Raw genomic sequence first — 16,570 nt, forward strand, 5'->3', positions numbered from 1 at the left:
GACGGGCCTCCGGGGTTAGGCCCGCGCGGTCATCGCGTCAAAGCCATGAAGGTATGGTATCGCGGTTTATGATTTCGTCAAAGCTTGGTCGTTCACGAATGACTGCAAATTGATCACCATTGACCAGAACCTCGGGGATCAGCGGGCGGGTATTGTACTCGCTGGCCATCACCGCGCCATAGGCACCCGCGCTGCGGAAGGCGATCAAGTCACCCGATTTCAGCGGCGGCATGTTGCGTTGTTTGGCAAAAGTGTCACCGGATTCGCAAACCGGGCCAACGATGTCATAGGCTTGCTGTTCCACGCCTGCCGCCGGTTCCTGCACCGCGACGATATCATGATGCGCCTCATACATCGCCGGGCGGATCAGATCATTCATGGCGCCGTCGACAATCAGGAAATCACGGCCTTCGCCCGACTTCACATAGATCACTTTGCTGACCATCAGCCCCGCATTGCCTGCGATCAGGCGGCCCGGCTCGATCTCGATCTCACAGCCCAGATGGCCCAGTGTTTTCTTGATCAACGCGCCATATTCCACCGGCAGCGGCGGCGCGTCATTCGAGCGGGTATAGGGGATGCCCAATCCACCGCCCAGGTCAAGACGGCGGATGTTGTGGCCTTCAGCCCGCAACTGCTCGGTCAGTTCGGCTACTTTCGTATAGGCCAGCTCGAATGGTTCGAGTTCCGTCAGCTGCGAGCCGATATGGACGTCGATGCCGATCACCTCCAGCCCCGGCAGGCTGGCCGCATGCGCATAGACGTCCGAGGCGCGGGATATCGGAATTCCAAATTTGTTCTCGGACTTGCCGGTCGCGATCTTGGCGTGGGTCTTGGCATCAACATCCGGATTCACCCGGACCGTGATCGGAGCAACCACACCCAATTCCAGTGCAACGGCGTTGATCACTTCCATCTCGGGCTCGGATTCGACGTTGAACTGACGGATGCCACCGGTCAGCGCGGTACGAATCTCATCCGCCGTTTTGCCCACGCCAGAGAACACGATCTTGTCGCCGGGAACGCCCGCCGCCTTGGCGCGCAGGTATTCCCCGCCCGAGACCACGTCCATCCCCGCGCCCGCCTGTGCCAGAGTTTTCAGGATCGCCTGATTGCTGGCCGCTTTCATCGCATAGCAGACAAGGTGGTCCGTGCCGTCAAGCGCATCGTCGAACAGCTGGAAATGCCGCAGCAAGGTCGCGGTGGAGTAGACATAGAACGGCGTTCCGACCGCGGCAGCGATTTCGGAGACAGGGACATCCTCGGCGAAAAGCGCGCCGTCGCGGTAGAGAAAATGATCCATGTCTGCGCGCTTAGACCAGAAGATGGCTTCGAATCAATGGATTCCGAACCCATCGACCAAGTTTAATTTCGGGTCGAAACTCCAACCCGGCCATAGCCCGAGATCGAAACTCCGGTGCCCGATTGCTTGGGCTCTGCCGCAGGTTCCGGGCGTCTTGCCGATGTAGGTTCGCAAGCCGTCAAAGCCGCAAATACCAGAATCAGTCCTAGTGTTCTCATTTCAGTATCTTTTCTTTGGATGGCATGCGCACCGACATGCCACCTCACGTTGGTGGATACAAAACCGATGCGCAATATGAAAGTGGCTTAGAATCCCAGGTAAATCCCCAGCGGCCCACGGCTTAGACCTACGCCACCGCCTACATACGCTCCGCCAGAGCCAACGCCAACGGTTGCACTGACAGTTGGCTGAGCGGGCGCAGGCTGAACGGGCTCGCCGTCGGCTCCGCATCCGGCCAGCATTAGGCCGGACCCTGCAATCAGAATCGCGCGCAGCACGGTCATCACACCATTGCCTTCCATCGTTCAACCTGAGCACGCACCTGATCCGGGGCCGTGCCACCATAGGACTGGCGTGAGTTTACAGAGTTTTCGACACCAAGGACAGAGTAGACGTCATTTGTGATCTCGGCATGGACCGATTGCATGTCGTCCAGCGTCAGATCGGGCAGGTCGCAGCCCTTCTTCTCGGCCATGGCCACCAGCGATCCGGTAACATGATGCGCGTCGCGGAAGGGCAGGCCCAGCACCCGCACCAGCCAGTCGGCCAGATCAGTTGCAGTCGAGAAACCCGAACCCGCCGCAGCGGCCAGGCTGTCGCGATTGGCGGTCATGTCCTTGACCATGCCTTCCATCGCCGCCAGCGCCAGCATCCAGTTGTCGGCGGCATCAAAGACCTGTTCCTTGTCTTCCTGCATGTCCTTGGAATAGGCCAGCGGCAGGCCCTTCATCACCATCATCAGCGCCGTGTTGGCGCCAAAGATCCGGCCCACCTTGGCGCGGATCAGCTCGGCCGCGTCGGGGTTTTTCTTCTGCGGCATGATCGACGAGCCGGTCGAGAACCGATCTGACAGTGTAACAAAGCGGAACTGCGCCGAGGACCAGATCACCAGTTCTTCGGCAAAGCGCGACAGGTGGACGGCGCAGATCGAGGCGGTCGACAGGAACTCCAGCGCGAAATCCCGGTCGCTGACGGCGTCCAGCGAGTTGGCAGCGGGCCGGTCAAAGCCCAGCGCCTGGGCCGTCATATGGCGGTCGATCGGAAAGGACGTGCCAGCCAACGCCGCAGCACCCAGTGGGGATTCATTCATCCGGGCGCGCGCATCGCGGACACGCGACAGATCGCGGCCGAACATCTCGACATAGGCCATCATGTGATGGCCCCATGTCACCGGCTGCGCCGTTTGCAGGTGGGTAAAGCCCGGCATGACCCAATCGGCCCCGGCCTCAGCCTGCGCCAAAAGCGCGCGGATCAGGGCCAACAGGCCGGATTCAGCCGCGTCCAGCTGATCGCGGACCCACAGCTTGAAATCGGTTGCGACCTGATCATTGCGCGAACGCCCTGTGTGCAAACGGCCTGCGGGCTCGCCGATGATCTCTTTCAGGCGTGCCTCGACATTCATGTGGATGTCTTCCAGCGCGATCGAGAACTGGAACTCTCCGTTCTGGATTTCTGACAAAACGGTGAGCAGCCCTTCCCGAATGGCTTCAGCGTCACTATCACTTATGACGCCTGTAGCGGCCAGCATGGCCGCATGGGCGCGCGAGCCTGCGATGTCCTGGGCTGCCATCCGCTGATCGAACCCGATCGAGGCGTTGATTGCCTCCATGATCGCGTCTGGACCAGCGGCAAAGCGGCCGCCCCACATCTGGTTCGAGGATTGATCGGTCATGTAAGAAAACCCGGAGTTGATATGCGCCTATTTCGTCTGATCCCCCTTTATATGGCCCTTGCGCTGGGTGCAAATGCCGCCTTGGCGACCGATGCCGAGACGCTGGCCCCTCTGCGGGAAGACAGCCTGAAACGTCTGATCCTGCACAAGGAACCGAAACCCGCCAAATCAATCGAATTCCAGCTAGAAGATGACGGCGGCGTCGGCACGCTTGCCGATTATGAGGGCAAGTATGTGCTGCTGAATTTCTGGGCCACCTGGTGTGCGCCTTGCCGCAAAGAGATGCCTCAGATCGCTGAGCTTCAGGAAGAGTTCGGCGGCGACAAGTTTCAGGTTCTGACACTGGCCACGGGCCGCAACTCGCCTGCCGGCATCAAAAAGTTCTTTGCAGAGAACGGCATCGCCAACCTGCCCCGTCACCAAGACCCCAGCTCGGCCGCTGCCCGTGAGTTCGGCGTCATCGCCTTGCCGATCACGGTCATCCTGAACCCCGAAGGGCAGGAAATCGCCCGGCTGATCGGCGACGCCGAATGGAACTCGGACAGTGCGAAGGCGATTATCTCGACGCTTGTTGGCGCCGAAAGTTAACGCATTCAGAAAAATTCGCGGAGTTGTGTTACCCTCCCACGCATTAAGAGTGGGAGGTTTTTAATGAAACATACGATTTTATTCCTTGCTGTTGCAGGCACATTGGCAATCGCTGGCACCGCACACGCGGACTACAAACGGATCAAGACCGCAAAGCAGTTCAATTCTGATATTGTTGGGAAAAAGCTGACCGACGAACAAGGCAATGTTTTTATCGCGAATGCTGATGGCACGATTTCAGCCAAACTCAAAAGTGGGAAAAAGTTTAGCGGAACCTGGGTCTGGAACAAAAAATTCTGGTGCCGAAACGGAGTATTGGACGGCAAGGCACTGGGCACGGATTGTCAGCTTTGGGAAATTGACGGGGCCACTGCCCGAATGACCCGCGAAAAAGGTAAAGGCGAAACAACCATTTATTCGATCAACAACTAAAGGCGTCAGCTCCTTTCAATCTCGTGATATACTGTTCCTGCCCTGCCCGGCAGGGCCGGCATATTTTTTGGAATGGAGGCAATGATGAAACCCGTCGTACTGCTGATCGGACGGTTGCCAAATGTGATCGGTGACGTGGCGCGGCAACTGGATCATCTGCCGATTCAGTGGCTGGGCGCACATGACACGGACGAGGTTCGGAAACAGCTGGATGCCGAGCCCCGGATTGCCTGTGCCATCTTGGGCGCGGGGCTTGACGACAAGATCCGTGGTGAAATGGTGGGTATTATTGCCGCCCGCCGCCCAGATATCTGCATCCATCTGAAGGATCGTACATCCGGCCCCGAGGGGCTGGTGCCCTTCGTCGAACGTGTGGTGCAACACGAGATACTGGAACGGCTGGAAAACAGCTGACGCAACGCCACCTTTGACAGAATTTCAACTCCTTTGCACTCTGCGCTCAGGAGGATGGAATGCCACTTGAAATTCTACTGGCGCTGGTCGTCGGCGGCATAGCTGGTGTCACCCTGTTATTGCATCTCACCGGCAGGTCGCAGCAGGTGATGCTGACGCCCGACATTGCACGCTCACAATGGGCACGTCACTTTCCGGACGATGATGTGGTCGACGTCACGGTTTCCCATGATGGCCACGCCGCGGTGGTGCGCACCAGTTCAGGCAATGGGTTGCTTTGGTCCTTGGGGGCCGACACCGTGGCCCGGCATCTGATGGACTATGATCTTCTGGATCATCCGGAAGGCTTTGAGATTCTGTTTCACGAATTCTCGGTGCCCAAAACACTCATCCGACTGGACGATTTCGAACGCCATCACTGGCGTGACCTGATGGAGCCCGCATGACAGACCAAATTAGTTTTCCCGATGCGGTACAATGGGCCGTTCCCTTTTTCATCGCAGCAATTCTGGCCGAGTTTCTATGGATCGCAGTCAAAGGCAAAGGCGGGCGTTATGAAACACGCGATGCAGTGACCTCTTTGATCATGGGGGCCGGAAACATCGCATCGGGCTTTTTGCTGGGCTTTATCGCCTACGCGTTTTTCATGTGGCTTTGGCAGATCACGCCGATGAACCTGGGTACGTCAATTCCGGTTATCATCCTGTGCTTTGTCCTGGACGATCTGCGTTACTACTGGGTCCACCGCTTTGGCCATCGCATCCGCTGGGTCTGGGCCAGCCACGTAAACCATCACAGCTCGCAGCACTACAACTTGACGACCGCGCTGCGGCAGACCTGGACCTATACGTTCACTTTCATGATGGTTGTACGCGCCCCGCTGATCCTGCTTGGGTTCCATCCTGCGATGGTTTTGTTCGTCGGTGGCCTCAATCTTATCTATCAGTTCTGGATTCACACCGAGGCCATCGGCAAGATGCCCCGCTGGTTCGAGGCCATAATGAACACGCCCAGTCACCACCGCGCCCATCACGGCCGCAACGCGCGCTATCTGGATTGCAACTATGCCGGGGTGTTCATCATCTGGGACAAGCTGTTCGGCACCTTCGTCCCCGAGCAGGAGGACGACCGGGTGGACTATGGCCTGGTGCACAATATCGGCACTTTCAATCCCCTGCGGGTGGCCTTTCACGAATGGGTGGCCATCTGGCGCGACGCGACCCAGCCGGGTCTGACCCTGAAACAGCGGCTGGCCTACTGCTTTGCCCCACCTGGGTACAGCCATGACGGCAGCCGGGACAGTTCGGAACAGATCAAGGCCAAGCATCTGGCGCGCCACCCGGAAGACCGCGGAACGCCAGGATTTGAGCATCTGGACAAAAAACTGCCCAGCGGACAAGCAGAACAGGCCTGAAACGGCCGGCTGGAACCTGCTTGTGCCTTGAATCTCGGCCGTTGAACGCCATATCAGACGACAGGCGCCATGTATGAGTGAGCGAGGGTCGGTATGAATCGTTTGGCAACCATTTCAACATTTTTCGGCCTGTTCGGCCTGTTGATGGCCATGCTCGCAGCCCTTGGGGGCGCCATTGCAGCCCTGATCGCGTTGGGTTTTGCAATGATGGCCCTAGGTGCGATGGGCGCGATACTTGGAGCGGCAGCTTCTTTGACGCGCGCGTGGCAATCCACCCGCTGAGCCCGCGAGACGGAAATTTTTCCGAACCCTTAACCGCAGATTCATCTCTTTGCCCCGAGACTGTGACCAGACACCTGTCCCGGACACATGGGAATCCGCGCTTATGGGAAACAAAAAACTGGCAAATCTGCCTGAGGGGTCGGACAGCCCGTTGAATGCGGCCGTTTCGACGCGGGATCGTTCGGTTGTGCAGATGGCAACCGATGCCGTGAAGCATAAGCAATGCAAACTGGCTTTTCAGCCGGTGATACAGGCGCACGCCCCGTACCGAGTCGCGTTTTACGAAGGGTTCATTCGGGTTCTGGACGAAACCGGCCGCGTCATCCCGGCGCGAGAATTCATGCCTCAGGTCGAAAACACTCCTATCGGCCGCGATCTGGACTGCGTCGCGTTGGAGCTTGGGTTGCGCACATTGGCGAGGAACCCGGAAATACGCCTGTCGATCAACATGTCTGCTCGTTCGATCGGTTATTCCAAATGGTCCAGAGTACTGGACAGATTCCTGAAACGAGACGCCGGATTGGGCGAACGCTTGATCCTCGAAATCTCCGAAAGCTCGGCCATGCAGGTGCCTGAGCTGGTTGTCGACTTCATGGACCGCTTGCAGGATCGCGGCATCGCTTTTGCGCTGGATGACTTTGGTGCCAATAATTTCAGCTTTCGGTATTTTCGCGAGTTTCTGTTCGACGCAGCCAAAATCGATGGACAGTTCGTTCGGGGCATCAGCCACGATCCCGACAACCAGACTTTGGTGCGGGCCCTGATTGCGGTGGCCCGTGAATTTGAAATTCTGGTTACGGCCGAATCGGTTGAAACGCAGGAGGATGCCGCTTTCTTGGTGGCAAGTGGCGTGGATTGCCTGCAAGGATTCTTGTATGGCGCACCCAGTGTCGTGGAACCCTGGAAGCAGGAAAACAGATCAAAAACAGGAATTTGATTGCCTGTTCATCGACATTTTCCTACCATTTCCAACACTGAGACAAGCTGCCCGTTGCTGCATGTGCAGCGTTACGCTATTGCAAGAGTACTTGAGCGGGGGATCACGGGGCGCTCTTGTTTCGAAAGGACACCTTTCGACCTGCGCCGTCAGAAATTCCGCTGGCCCATGACGGTAAAGGACTGATCATATGACCAACGTAGTAATCGCATCCGCCGCACGAACAGGTGTTGGCAGCTTCAGTGGTTCGTTTGCGAACACACCTGCCCATGATCTGGGCGCTGCCGTTCTGGAAGCAGTTGTCGAGCGCGCCGGAGTGGAAAAAGGCGAAGTCAGCGAAACCATTATGGGTCAGGTTCTGACTGCCGCCCAAGGCCAGAATCCCGCGCGTCAGGCGCATATCAATGCCGGCCTGCCACAGGAAAGCGCCGCATGGGGCATCAATCAGGTTTGTGGCTCGGGCCTGCGCGCCGTTGCTTTGGGCGCCCAGCATATTCAGCTGGGAGACGCGGAAATCGTCGCTGCAGGTGGTCAGGAAAACATGACGCTGTCACCCCACGCCGCCGCGCTGCGCGCCGGTCACAAGATGGGCGACATGAAGTATATCGACACGATGATCCGCGATGGCTTGTGGGATGCTTTCAACGGCTATCACATGGGTCAGACTGCCGAGAATGTTGCAGAGAAATGGCAGATTAGCCGCGAGATGCAGGATGAATTCGCCGTTGCTTCGCAGAACAAGGCCGAAGCAGCCCAAAAGGCCGGCAAGTTCGCAGACGAAATCGTGCCCTTCACCATCAAGACCCGTAAGGGCGACATCGTGATGGACAAGGACGAATACATTCGTCATGGCGCAACCATGGAGGCCATGGCCAAACTGCGTCCGGCCTTCACCAAGGACGGTTCGGTCACAGCTGCCAATGCCTCGGGATTGAACGACGGCGCGGCCGCGACGCTGCTGATGTCAGCCGAAAACGCTGAAAAGCGGGGAATCGAACCTCTGGCGCGCATCGCGTCCTATGCGACCGCCGGGCTGGACCCTTCGATCATGGGCGTCGGCCCGATCTACGCATCGCGCAAGGCACTGGAAAAAGCAGGCTGGTCGGTAGACGATCTGGACCTGGTCGAGGCCAACGAAGCCTTTGCCGCGCAGGCGTGCGCGGTTAACAAGGATATGGGCTGGGATCCGTCGATCGTGAACGTAAACGGCGGCGCCATTGCCATCGGCCATCCGATCGGTGCTTCGGGGTGCCGTGTTTTGAACACCCTGTTGTTCGAAATGAAGCGACGCGATGCGAAAAAGGGTCTGGCGACCTTGTGCATCGGTGGTGGCATGGGCGTTGCCCTTTGTGTGGAGCGCGACTAAGCGCTTTGACAATCAAATAGAATTAGGCGCCCAGTGGGCGCCTTTTTTTGTTACATTGAGGTTCTAACCCTTGGATGCGACGATATTGCCGCCCGGAAACCGAGATTCAAAACGAAACAATATTGCGCACAACCATCTCTCAGAGTAACAGCATTACTAAGACGACTAAAATTGAAGGAGTCATAAATGGCACGAACAGCACTCGTAACCGGCGGTTCCCGCGGCATTGGCGCAGCAATTTCCAAGGCGCTAAAAGCCGAAGGATATAACGTTGCGGCCACCTATGCAGGGAACGACGAAGCAGCCGCAAAATTCACCGAAGAAACCGGGATCAAGACCTACAAGTGGAACGTCGCGGATTATGACGAATCCAAAGCGGGCATCGAAAAGGTCGAAGCTGAGGTTGGCCCCATCGATGTGGTCGTCGCCAATGCAGGCATCACCCGCGATGCACCGTTCCACAAAATGACGCCGGATCAGTGGAAAGACGTGATCGACACCAACCTGACTGGCGTGTTTAACACCGTGCACCCCATTTGGCCCGGCATGCGCGAGCGCAAGTTCGGCCGTGTCATCGTCATCAGTTCGATCAACGGTCAGAAAGGCCAGTTCGCTCAGGTGAACTATGCTGCGACCAAGGCGGGTGACCTGGGCATCGTGAAATCCCTGGCGCAGGAAGGCGCGCGGGCGGGGATCACTGCCAACGCGATCTGCCCCGGCTATATCGCAACCGAAATGGTAATGGCAGTGCCTGAGAAGGTGCGCGAGTCCATCATTGGTCAGATCCCAGCCGGCCGCTTGGGTGAGCCGGAGGAAATCGCGCGCTGCGTGGTCTTCCTGGCATCGGACGATTCGCAGTTCATCAACGGTTCGACGATCTCGGCCAACGGTGCGCAGTTCTTCGTCTGATCCAGAGTTGTGAACAAAAAACGGGCCGGTCCTTTTGGGCCGGCCCTTTCTGATCCCGTAAGAACGCGCGCGCTGCGATCAGCGGGAACCGAATATCCATCCCCAAAACTGCCAGACCACCCTGCTGCGCTCTTGGTGGGCACGCAGGATCGCCATCTGGGCGGCGGGATTCGTCGTCATCTCGATCATGGCAGTCTCCTTTTTTCAAATCAGTTTTGTTTGACCTGATGTGAATATGGAGGCTAAAAACAAACACGACAAACGAGCTTTCTTGAGACTTCAGTTAAGTTTTTCTTCACTATGAGTGACTATCTGCCTCCGCTGACCGCGTTGCGTGCTTTTGACGCCGCAGCCCGGCACATGTCTTTTTCGAAGGCGGCGGAAGAGCTGCATGTGACGCCAGCTGCCCTGTCCTTTCAGATCAAGTCGCTTGAAGAACACCTTGGCCGGCCGCTGTTTCGTCGTCTGAACCGCGCCGTAGAACTGACCGAGGCGGGCCGTGCCCTTGCGCCTGGTACGGCAGAAGGGTTTGCCACCTTGCAAGCCGCATGGCGTGCGGTGCGCAGACAGGAAGATGACACAAGCCTGACCGTCACCGCGGGCCCAGCTTTGACCGCCAAGTGGCTGGCGCCGCGGCTTTACGAATTTGCTCGGGCGCATCCCGAGATCGATCTGAAATTCTCGGCCACGCTGCGCAACATGGATCTGGAACGGGACGACGTGGACGTCGCCATCCGCTTCGGGAATTCGGCCGATGACGGGCTGTATTCCGTTCCCGTCAGAAAGGAATGGCTGACCCCTGTCATGACGCCCGAACTTGCGGAACAATTCACCACGCCGGCAAGCCTTGAAGGGGCCCCGCTGATCCATGACGATTCGATCAGCTTTCTGACCCCGCCTTGTGATTGGCCCGCTTGGTTCCGTGCTGTCGGAATGGATTTCACTCCGACCCATGGCGCGCATTTTTCCAATGCAGATCACGCGATTGATGCCGCTGTTGCCGGTGTCGGCGTGGCACTGGGGCGACGCGCCATGATTCTCAAGGACCTGACCGAAGGCCGCCTGGTTGCACCGTTCAAGGTGGCCCTGGAAACACAAGGCCGGTTCCGGTTTCTGTGCCTGCCGGGGGCTGAAAAGAAACCTCAGATCGCGGCGTTTCGCGATTGGTTCCTGACCGAGATTGAAAAAACCGCGCATATATCGGATGAGTTCAAAATCATACCGATTGAAGAGGTTTCCCGCCCATGACCAAAATGCGCGCAACGGCAATCGGCTTCGTGGCTGTCTTGCTATGGGCCTTGCTGGCGTTGTTCACTGTCGGGTCGGCGCCCACGCCGCCCCTGCTGCTGAACACGATCTGCTTTTCGATTGGTGGTACGCTTGGGCTTGTCTGGGCGACGGCGACAGGTGGTCTGAGCGATCTAAAGCAAGTCCCCTGGACGACCTACCTGTTTGGCGCATTGGGCCTGTTTGGCTATCACGCGCTGTATTTTTCGGCTCTGCGCATGGCGCCGGCTGCCGAGGCCGGGCTGATCGCATATCTCTGGCCTCTGCTCATTGTGCTTCTGTCGGGCCTGCTTCCGGGTGAACATCTGCGTATCGGCCACCTGATCGGGGCCTGCCTTGGATTCGCAGGGGCCGCTGTCATCATTGCCGGGGGTGGCGGCGCGGGCTTTCAGGCCCAATACCTGCCCGGATACGCATTGGCTTTGCTTTGCGCACTGACATGGTCGGGCTATTCCGTTCTATCACGCAAACTGGAGGGCACGCCGACCAGTTCCGTCGCAATATTCTGCCTTGCGGCTGCACTGGCTTCGGGTCTGCTGCATCTGGCTGTGGAAGATACTGTACTGCCCGATACGGCACTGGGCTGGGCGTCGGTGCTGGCACTCGGCCTTGGGCCCGTCGGGCTGGCGTTCTACGTCTGGGACATTGGCGTCAAGCAAGGCGACATTCAAATCCTCGGAACCTCATCCTATGCGGCCCCGTTATTGTCGACCCTTGCTTTGGTGGTGGCCGGGATCGCGACCCCGTCCTGGGGGCTTGCGATCGCGGCCTTTCTGATCACCGGCGGGGCCTTGATCGCGGCCCGCGCCAGCCTGAAAACTTAAGCGGACAGGCGTTCGATCTCTTCTTTCAGCTTGAGCTTCTGTTTTTTCAACTGAGCAATATGGAGATCATCGATACCTGGCGAGCGTTGGGCTTGTTCCACTTCTAGACCGAGAGATTCGTGCTTTTTCTTCAGTTCCGTCAGATGTGCGCTCACGCTCATTGCGATCCTCCTTGTTTATGTGTCTGTATGTCACGTAAGAATTTGACCACATCGTTTCCACCCTGTCACGCTGCAGACGCACAGAATCTGTAACAAATCCGACAAATTCGGCTGGTCATTGCCGATGGCACAAGTTCCGAGGCAACGGAGCGGCGTGTCGAAGCACGGCTGAGACCGCTTCGGTATAGCTTTCACCGTCATTTTCGTGGCGCTCACCGGCGTGCAGAATCAAAGGCGCATGGAGGCGAAATGCCGCGCGTCCCCCTTTGCGGGCGCTCAGGATGACCAGCTCTGCCTCGCGGCCCACCCGCGCGCTGAGCGGCAGCACCTCGATTGAACCCAGTTTCCCTTCACAAGCCGTCAGCATATCGGGAAGACGGTCGGCTTTCTGGATCATGTGCAGGAACCCCCGAGGGGCAAGGCGTTTGGCCGCCACGGTGATCCAGTCGATCAGAGGCGTATTTTCACCCAGGGCAATGCTCCGCCCTGTGTCGCTGGCGGGGCTATGCGCCCCAGAACGGTAATAGGGCGGGTTCGCGATTACGTGATCAAAGTGCCGCTGTCGGAGGTCATCAGGCAAAGCGTTCAGGTCAGCCTCGATCACGTCCAGATCACAGCCGTTGATTTCAGAATTGCGGCGGGCCAGCTCCGCGTAGGCCGGTTGCAATTCGATCCCAACCATTTGCAGCCCCGGTACCCGCGCGGACAGGCACAGAATGGCAGCCCCCGCGCCACATCCCAGTTCCAGCACGGATTGCCCGGCCTTTGCAGGGACGGATGCGGCAAGCAGAACAGGGTCTACTCCGGCGCGGTAACCTGACGCAGGTTGCAGCAATCGCACCCGGCCAGCAAGGAAATCGTTGCACGTCAATTCATTGTCGTCAAAGCGCATCATCGGCCCAGCGGGATCTCGTTGTCGCGCATCACACGCTCGGCACGGGTCAGGTCTTCGGACCGAACCATCAGTCGACGGGGAAAGATCCCGATACCACCTTCGAGGATGCTCATATTTACGTCCATCTGAAAGCAGTCTATATCCTCGCCCTCAAGGAGAGCGGATGCAAAGGCCAAGATTGTCGGATCGGTACTGCGCAACAGTTCTTTCATGGGGATGGATGTAAGGGCAAGGCGAGGCGAAAGTCGAGCCTTGTATCAGGAGTGTGATGACCGTCGACATGATCTCAAAACCGCATGAGCGTCTGGCTGAAATTCTGGCGGGCGAGATGGAGGCCGTGAACGGGCTGATCCGCACGCGGATGGCATCGGACCATGCGCCACGCATCCCGGAAGTGACGCGGCATCTGGTCGAAGCAGGTGGAAAACGCCTGCGCCCGATGCTGACACTGGCCGCAGCACGCCTGTTTGGCTATTCCGGCGACCACCACGTGCGCCTTGCTGCGACGGTCGAGTTCATTCACACCGCCACCCTGCTGCATGACGACGTCGTGGATGAAAGCGCACAGCGACGGGGCCGCCCGACCGCCAATCTGCTTTGGGACAACAAATCCAGCGTTCTGGTTGGCGATTACCTGTTTTCACGCAGTTTCCAGCTGATGGTGGAAACGGGCTCGCTGCGCGTTCTGGATATCCTGGCCAATGCCTCTGCAACCATTGCCGAAGGCGAAGTGCTGCAAATGACGGCCGCAACCGATCTGCGTACGGATGAAAACGTTTATCTTCAGGTCGTACGCGGCAAGACGGCTGCATTGTTTTCAGCCGCGACCGAAGTGGGCGGCGTGATCGCAGGTGCCTCGGAAGAGCAGGTCAAAGCGCTTTTCGACTATGGCGATTCACTGGGCATCGCGTTCCAGATTGCCGATGACCTGCTGGATTATCAGGGCGACAGCAAAGCGACCGGGAAGAATGTTGGCGATGACTTCCGTGAACGGAAACTGACCCTGCCCGTCATCAAAGCCGTGGCGCAATCCACGCCGGAAGAACGCGCCTTCTGGGAGCGTGCGATCGAAAAGGGCCGCCAACAGGATGGGGATCTGGATCAAGCGCTGGGTCTGATGAACAAATACGCCACGCTGGAAGAAACCCGGCAAGACGCTTTGGGCTGGGCCAACAAAGCCAAGGCGTCGCTGGAGGTACTGCCGGATCATGAGATTCGCAGCCTGTTGCGCGAATTGGCCGATTACGTGGTTTCACGTCTCAATTGAGCTGCGTGGCGCGGCACCACCAATCAGGATGGGCTGCGCCGATCTCATAGGCCGCGAAATGCGCGTCTTTCATCGTCGGATACAGCGCAAAACAGGTTGATCCTGACCCTGACATGCGCACCACGAGCGCGCGATTGGTCATCGTCAACTCGTCCAACACCTGATCGATCTCAGGTGCGACGTTCATGGCGGGCACTTGCAGATCGTTGCGCTGATTGCGCAGCCACTGGGCGCACTCATCGGCACTTTCAAACTCAGGTGTGCATTCAGGCATTGGCGGGTTGTCTCTGGACGCCAGCGCGTTGAAAACGGGACCGGTGGGCACCTGTACATTCGGGTTGACCAAAAGGGCGGGCAGGTGCGGAAGGTTCACCGCCGTCAATCGATCGCCAATGCCCTGCATTCTGATCGCCCGACCTTCCAGGCAGACGGGGACATCCGCCCCCAATGACAACGGCAGGCCCTGCGGGAGGTCGTGGCCTTGATCTGCCAGGGCCCCAAGCGTGGCCGCAGCATCAGACGACCCTCCGCCAATGCCCGCCCCATGGGGCAGGGACTTGGTCAGTTGAATATGACCGGTCCAGCCGACAGCTTCTGCCGCCTTCCAGACCAGATTTCGGCTGTCCGTGGGGACTCCGTCGGCAAACTCGCCGCGCACATCCATGGACAATTCGGGACCGGGGGTGAATGTCAGCCGATCACCCAGATCGGCGAATACAACCAGCGAATCCAACAGGTGATAGCCATCGTCTCGACGGCCAGTCACATGAAGGGTCAGGTTGATCTTGGCGGGCGCAAACGCCTTAATTTCCATTGGCGACTTTCAATGGCTCCGAACCTTCTTCGGCCAGAACGGCATCCAGCCCGACTTCGATCTTGCGCCGGATTCGATCCGGATCGGCTTCGCCGTCCGTGTCTTCCGGGTCGATAAAGGACAAGGCGCGGCTCCACTGAAACTCGGCCTCGCGCGCGCGCCCGACAGCCCAATAGACGTCACCCAGGTGATCGTTGACCACCGGATCCACCGGCATCAGCTCGACCGCACGTTCCATGTGTTCGACGGCCTCGTCGTAACGCCCCAGACGGAACAGAACCCAACCCAGACTGTCCACGATATAGCCACTGTCCGGACGCGCAGCTACTGCGCGCTCGATCATGTCCAATGCTTCATCCAGCTTTTCCTGGCGCTCAACCAGCGAATACCCCAGGTAATTCAGAACCTGAGGCTGATCCGGGTTCAGCTCCAGCGCCCGGCGGAAATCAGCTTCGGCCTGGTCCCATTGCTTCAGCCTTTCATGACTGATTCCACGAGCATAATGCAGGAACCAATTCCCACCCGCCGCGCTGTCCGTCAGCGCTATCGCAGTGTCATATGAGGCCACGGCAGCGGCATAGTTTTCCTGTCGGCGCTGCAAGTCTGCCAAAGCGACATGCACACCCGGAAAACCAGGGTCCTGCGCAGCCAGGTTTTGCAACACCTCGACGGCCGCATCGGTTTTTCCCGAACGGTCCAGAACTTCGGCCCGGCCCAATTCGGCCGCATGGTGATCGTTGCTGTCCGCCGGGACCAGGCGGTACGCTTCAACCGCCAAATCATATTGCTGCAAGTTGTCCAGCAGATCCGCGCTCAGCAAAATGGCATCCACATGATCGGGGCGCAGGAAACTGGCCAAGCGTGCGTACAGCAGAACGTAATCGGCCGAAGCATCGCTGTTCAATGCGGCACCGACGGTGAAAAAAATCTCGGCCATGCCGTCCTGAGCGGATCGGACATGGGTGAACGGCAGTGTTTCACCCGCCGCCAACTGGCTCAAATACGCCTCGATGGTCGGGTCACTGCCCGCTACAAACACATCGTCCAGAAACTGAATGGCGTCTTCGTTGCGATCCAGCTGCGACAGAATCTCGGTGCGGGCCAAAGCAGCACGACGAGAGAACCGGGCAACCGTTCCATCATTATCCGCAAGTATCGCCTCTGCGCCTTCGAAATCACCGATAGACGCCAATGCCATCGCCTTGTGGTAAAGCGCAAATTCCCTGAGGCCATCCTGTGTGGCGACAGAATCGAACTGTTCCATCGCCTTGGTCATCTCACCCTGCCCCAGATGGGCCCAGGCGATCATCAGGCCGTCAACAAGGGGGCCAACTCCCTGTGTTTCAGGGTCCCGGGCCAGCAGGTCGTCAAATTTCCCATCGGCGATCAGATTGGCCGAAATCACCATACGCGCAGCCTGGCTGGGCAGGTTGGCTTCTTCGATCTGCTGGGCGATCGGCAGCGCGCGCGCCACTTCCCCCAAAGCGATGCGTGCAACGACAACGCTTTCCTGCAACAGCGCATTTTGGGGATCAAATCTGAGAGCCTGAGCGTAATATCTTTCAGCGGCAGAATAGTCGTTTTCGTAAATCGCCTGCCGCCCGGCCAGATAAGACCCGGCACCCGTTTCCGAAAAGGCCGGAAGCGCGACCGACGACATGAACAGCACGGACAAAGCCGCGCGACGAACCAGGGAAAACACCGAAATCCTGCCTTGCTATCGTTGACTGAGGGGTAAGCTAGGGCTTCGGCAGGCAAGAGGCAATGGCAGAGCCTTCACAGCGCC

At 58.4% G+C, this 16,570-nt stretch carries 21 protein-coding genes; 12 read left to right on the forward strand and 9 right to left on the reverse strand.

The window, feature by feature from the left end:
* Positions 1-37: 37 nt before the first annotated feature.
* The 4 genes from lysA to argH form a co-directional block, all read right to left on the reverse strand.
* Positions 38-1,303: a diaminopimelate decarboxylase gene (gene lysA / locus GS614_RS16385; RefSeq protein ID WP_171726811.1), complete on the reverse strand. Its 1,266-nt coding sequence runs from the start codon at positions 1,301-1,303 to the stop codon at positions 38-40.
* Positions 1,304-1,365: 62 nt separating this feature from the next.
* Positions 1,366-1,521 carry a hypothetical protein gene (locus GS614_RS16390; RefSeq protein ID WP_171119713.1) on the reverse strand — a complete coding sequence of 52 codons (156 nt, stop codon included), beginning with the start codon at positions 1,519-1,521 and terminating at the stop codon, positions 1,366-1,368.
* A gap of 87 nt (positions 1,522-1,608) precedes the next feature.
* Positions 1,609-1,824 (reverse strand): hypothetical protein, encoded by a 216-nt coding sequence (locus GS614_RS16395; RefSeq protein ID WP_224854660.1) that lies wholly within the window; start codon positions 1,822-1,824, stop codon positions 1,609-1,611.
* The gene (argH, locus tag GS614_RS16400; RefSeq protein WP_171363555.1) at positions 1,806-3,194 is read right to left on the reverse strand and encodes an argininosuccinate lyase; all 1,389 of its coding nucleotides are present in this window, start codon (positions 3,192-3,194) and stop codon (positions 1,806-1,808) included. Before argH ends, GS614_RS16395 begins: the two co-directional genes overlap by 19 nt.
* Before the next feature lie 21 nt (positions 3,195-3,215).
* On the opposite strand from argH, the gene GS614_RS16405 reads away from it, so the two are divergent.
* The 11 genes from GS614_RS16405 to GS614_RS16455 all read left to right on the forward strand — a co-directional run bounded on the left by GS614_RS16405 (position 3,216) and on the right by GS614_RS16455 (position 11,647).
* Positions 3,216-3,782 carry a TlpA disulfide reductase family protein gene (locus tag GS614_RS16405; protein ID WP_171119716.1) on the forward strand — a complete coding sequence of 189 codons (567 nt, stop codon included), beginning with the start codon at positions 3,216-3,218 and terminating at the stop codon, positions 3,780-3,782.
* A gap of 63 nt (positions 3,783-3,845) precedes the next feature.
* Positions 3,846-4,214: a hypothetical protein gene (locus tag GS614_RS16410; RefSeq protein ID WP_171363554.1), complete on the forward strand. Its 369-nt coding sequence runs from the start codon at positions 3,846-3,848 to the stop codon at positions 4,212-4,214.
* Between the two features lie 84 nt (positions 4,215-4,298).
* A complete protein-coding gene (locus GS614_RS16415; protein ID WP_170346337.1) occupies positions 4,299-4,628 on the forward strand; it encodes a hypothetical protein in 330 nt (109 codons plus the stop codon).
* A 59-nt stretch (positions 4,629-4,687) separates the two neighbouring features.
* Complete coding sequence (locus GS614_RS16420) at positions 4,688-5,074, forward strand: hypothetical protein (protein WP_171119718.1); 387 nt, start codon at positions 4,688-4,690, stop codon at positions 5,072-5,074.
* Positions 5,071-6,042, forward strand: a complete 972-nt coding sequence (locus GS614_RS16425) for a sterol desaturase family protein (RefSeq protein ID WP_152456808.1) — start codon at positions 5,071-5,073, stop codon at positions 6,040-6,042. The genes GS614_RS16420 and GS614_RS16425 overlap by 4 nt, the downstream gene beginning before the upstream one ends.
* Positions 6,043-6,135: 93 nt before the next feature.
* The gene (locus tag GS614_RS16430; protein ID WP_171171185.1) at positions 6,136-6,324 is read left to right on the forward strand and encodes a hypothetical protein; all 189 of its coding nucleotides are present in this window, start codon (positions 6,136-6,138) and stop codon (positions 6,322-6,324) included.
* A gap of 103 nt (positions 6,325-6,427) precedes the next feature.
* The gene (locus tag GS614_RS16435; RefSeq protein WP_171726812.1) at positions 6,428-7,261 is read left to right on the forward strand and encodes an EAL domain-containing protein; all 834 of its coding nucleotides are present in this window, start codon (positions 6,428-6,430) and stop codon (positions 7,259-7,261) included.
* Between the two features lie 190 nt (positions 7,262-7,451).
* Positions 7,452-8,627, forward strand: a complete 1,176-nt coding sequence (locus GS614_RS16440; RefSeq protein WP_170346332.1) for an acetyl-CoA C-acetyltransferase — start codon at positions 7,452-7,454, stop codon at positions 8,625-8,627.
* Positions 8,628-8,813: 186 nt separating this feature from the next.
* Positions 8,814-9,536, forward strand: a complete 723-nt coding sequence (phbB, locus tag GS614_RS16445) for an acetoacetyl-CoA reductase (RefSeq protein WP_152456804.1) — start codon at positions 8,814-8,816, stop codon at positions 9,534-9,536.
* A 300-nt stretch (positions 9,537-9,836) separates the two neighbouring features.
* Entirely contained in the window at positions 9,837-10,784 is a 948-nt protein-coding gene (locus GS614_RS16450) for a transcriptional regulator GcvA (RefSeq protein ID WP_171726813.1), read from the forward strand.
* Positions 10,781-11,647: a DMT family transporter gene (locus GS614_RS16455; protein WP_171363550.1), complete on the forward strand. Its 867-nt coding sequence runs from the start codon at positions 10,781-10,783 to the stop codon at positions 11,645-11,647. The genes GS614_RS16450 and GS614_RS16455 overlap by 4 nt, the downstream gene beginning before the upstream one ends.
* Here GS614_RS16455 and GS614_RS16460 read toward each other — a convergent pair.
* The 3 genes from GS614_RS16460 to GS614_RS16470 form a co-directional block, all read right to left on the reverse strand.
* The gene (locus GS614_RS16460) at positions 11,644-11,808 is read right to left on the reverse strand and encodes a YdcH family protein (RefSeq protein ID WP_083445267.1); all 165 of its coding nucleotides are present in this window, start codon (positions 11,806-11,808) and stop codon (positions 11,644-11,646) included. The two genes, GS614_RS16455 and GS614_RS16460, sit on opposite strands and share 4 nt — an antisense overlap.
* 115 nt (positions 11,809-11,923) lie before the next feature.
* Positions 11,924-12,703 (reverse strand): tRNA1(Val) (adenine(37)-N6)-methyltransferase, encoded by a 780-nt coding sequence (locus GS614_RS16465; protein WP_171726814.1) that lies wholly within the window; start codon positions 12,701-12,703, stop codon positions 11,924-11,926.
* Positions 12,700-12,915: a DUF2007 domain-containing protein gene (locus tag GS614_RS16470; protein ID WP_152456800.1), complete on the reverse strand. Its 216-nt coding sequence runs from the start codon at positions 12,913-12,915 to the stop codon at positions 12,700-12,702. Before GS614_RS16470 ends, GS614_RS16465 begins: the two co-directional genes overlap by 4 nt.
* A 56-nt stretch (positions 12,916-12,971) precedes the next feature.
* On the opposite strand from GS614_RS16470, the gene GS614_RS16475 reads away from it, so the two are divergent.
* On the forward strand, positions 12,972-13,970 hold the full coding sequence (locus GS614_RS16475; protein WP_171119725.1) for a polyprenyl synthetase family protein: 999 nt from the start codon (positions 12,972-12,974) through the stop codon (positions 13,968-13,970).
* Here GS614_RS16475 and GS614_RS16480 read toward each other — a convergent pair.
* Both GS614_RS16480 and GS614_RS16485 read right to left on the reverse strand, forming a co-directional pair.
* Positions 13,963-14,784, reverse strand: coding sequence for a 4-(cytidine 5'-diphospho)-2-C-methyl-D-erythritol kinase (locus GS614_RS16480; RefSeq protein ID WP_171726815.1), 822 nt, complete (start codon positions 14,782-14,784; stop codon positions 13,963-13,965). The two genes, GS614_RS16475 and GS614_RS16480, sit on opposite strands and share 8 nt — an antisense overlap.
* Positions 14,774-16,444, reverse strand: coding sequence for a tetratricopeptide repeat protein (locus GS614_RS16485; protein ID WP_171726868.1), 1,671 nt, complete (start codon positions 16,442-16,444; stop codon positions 14,774-14,776). The genes GS614_RS16480 and GS614_RS16485 overlap by 11 nt, the downstream gene beginning before the upstream one ends.
* Positions 16,445-16,570: the final 126 nt, after the last annotated feature.

Source organism: Ruegeria sp. HKCCD6604 (genome assembly GCF_013110635.1).
GTDB lineage: Bacteria > Pseudomonadota > Alphaproteobacteria > Rhodobacterales > Rhodobacteraceae > Ruegeria.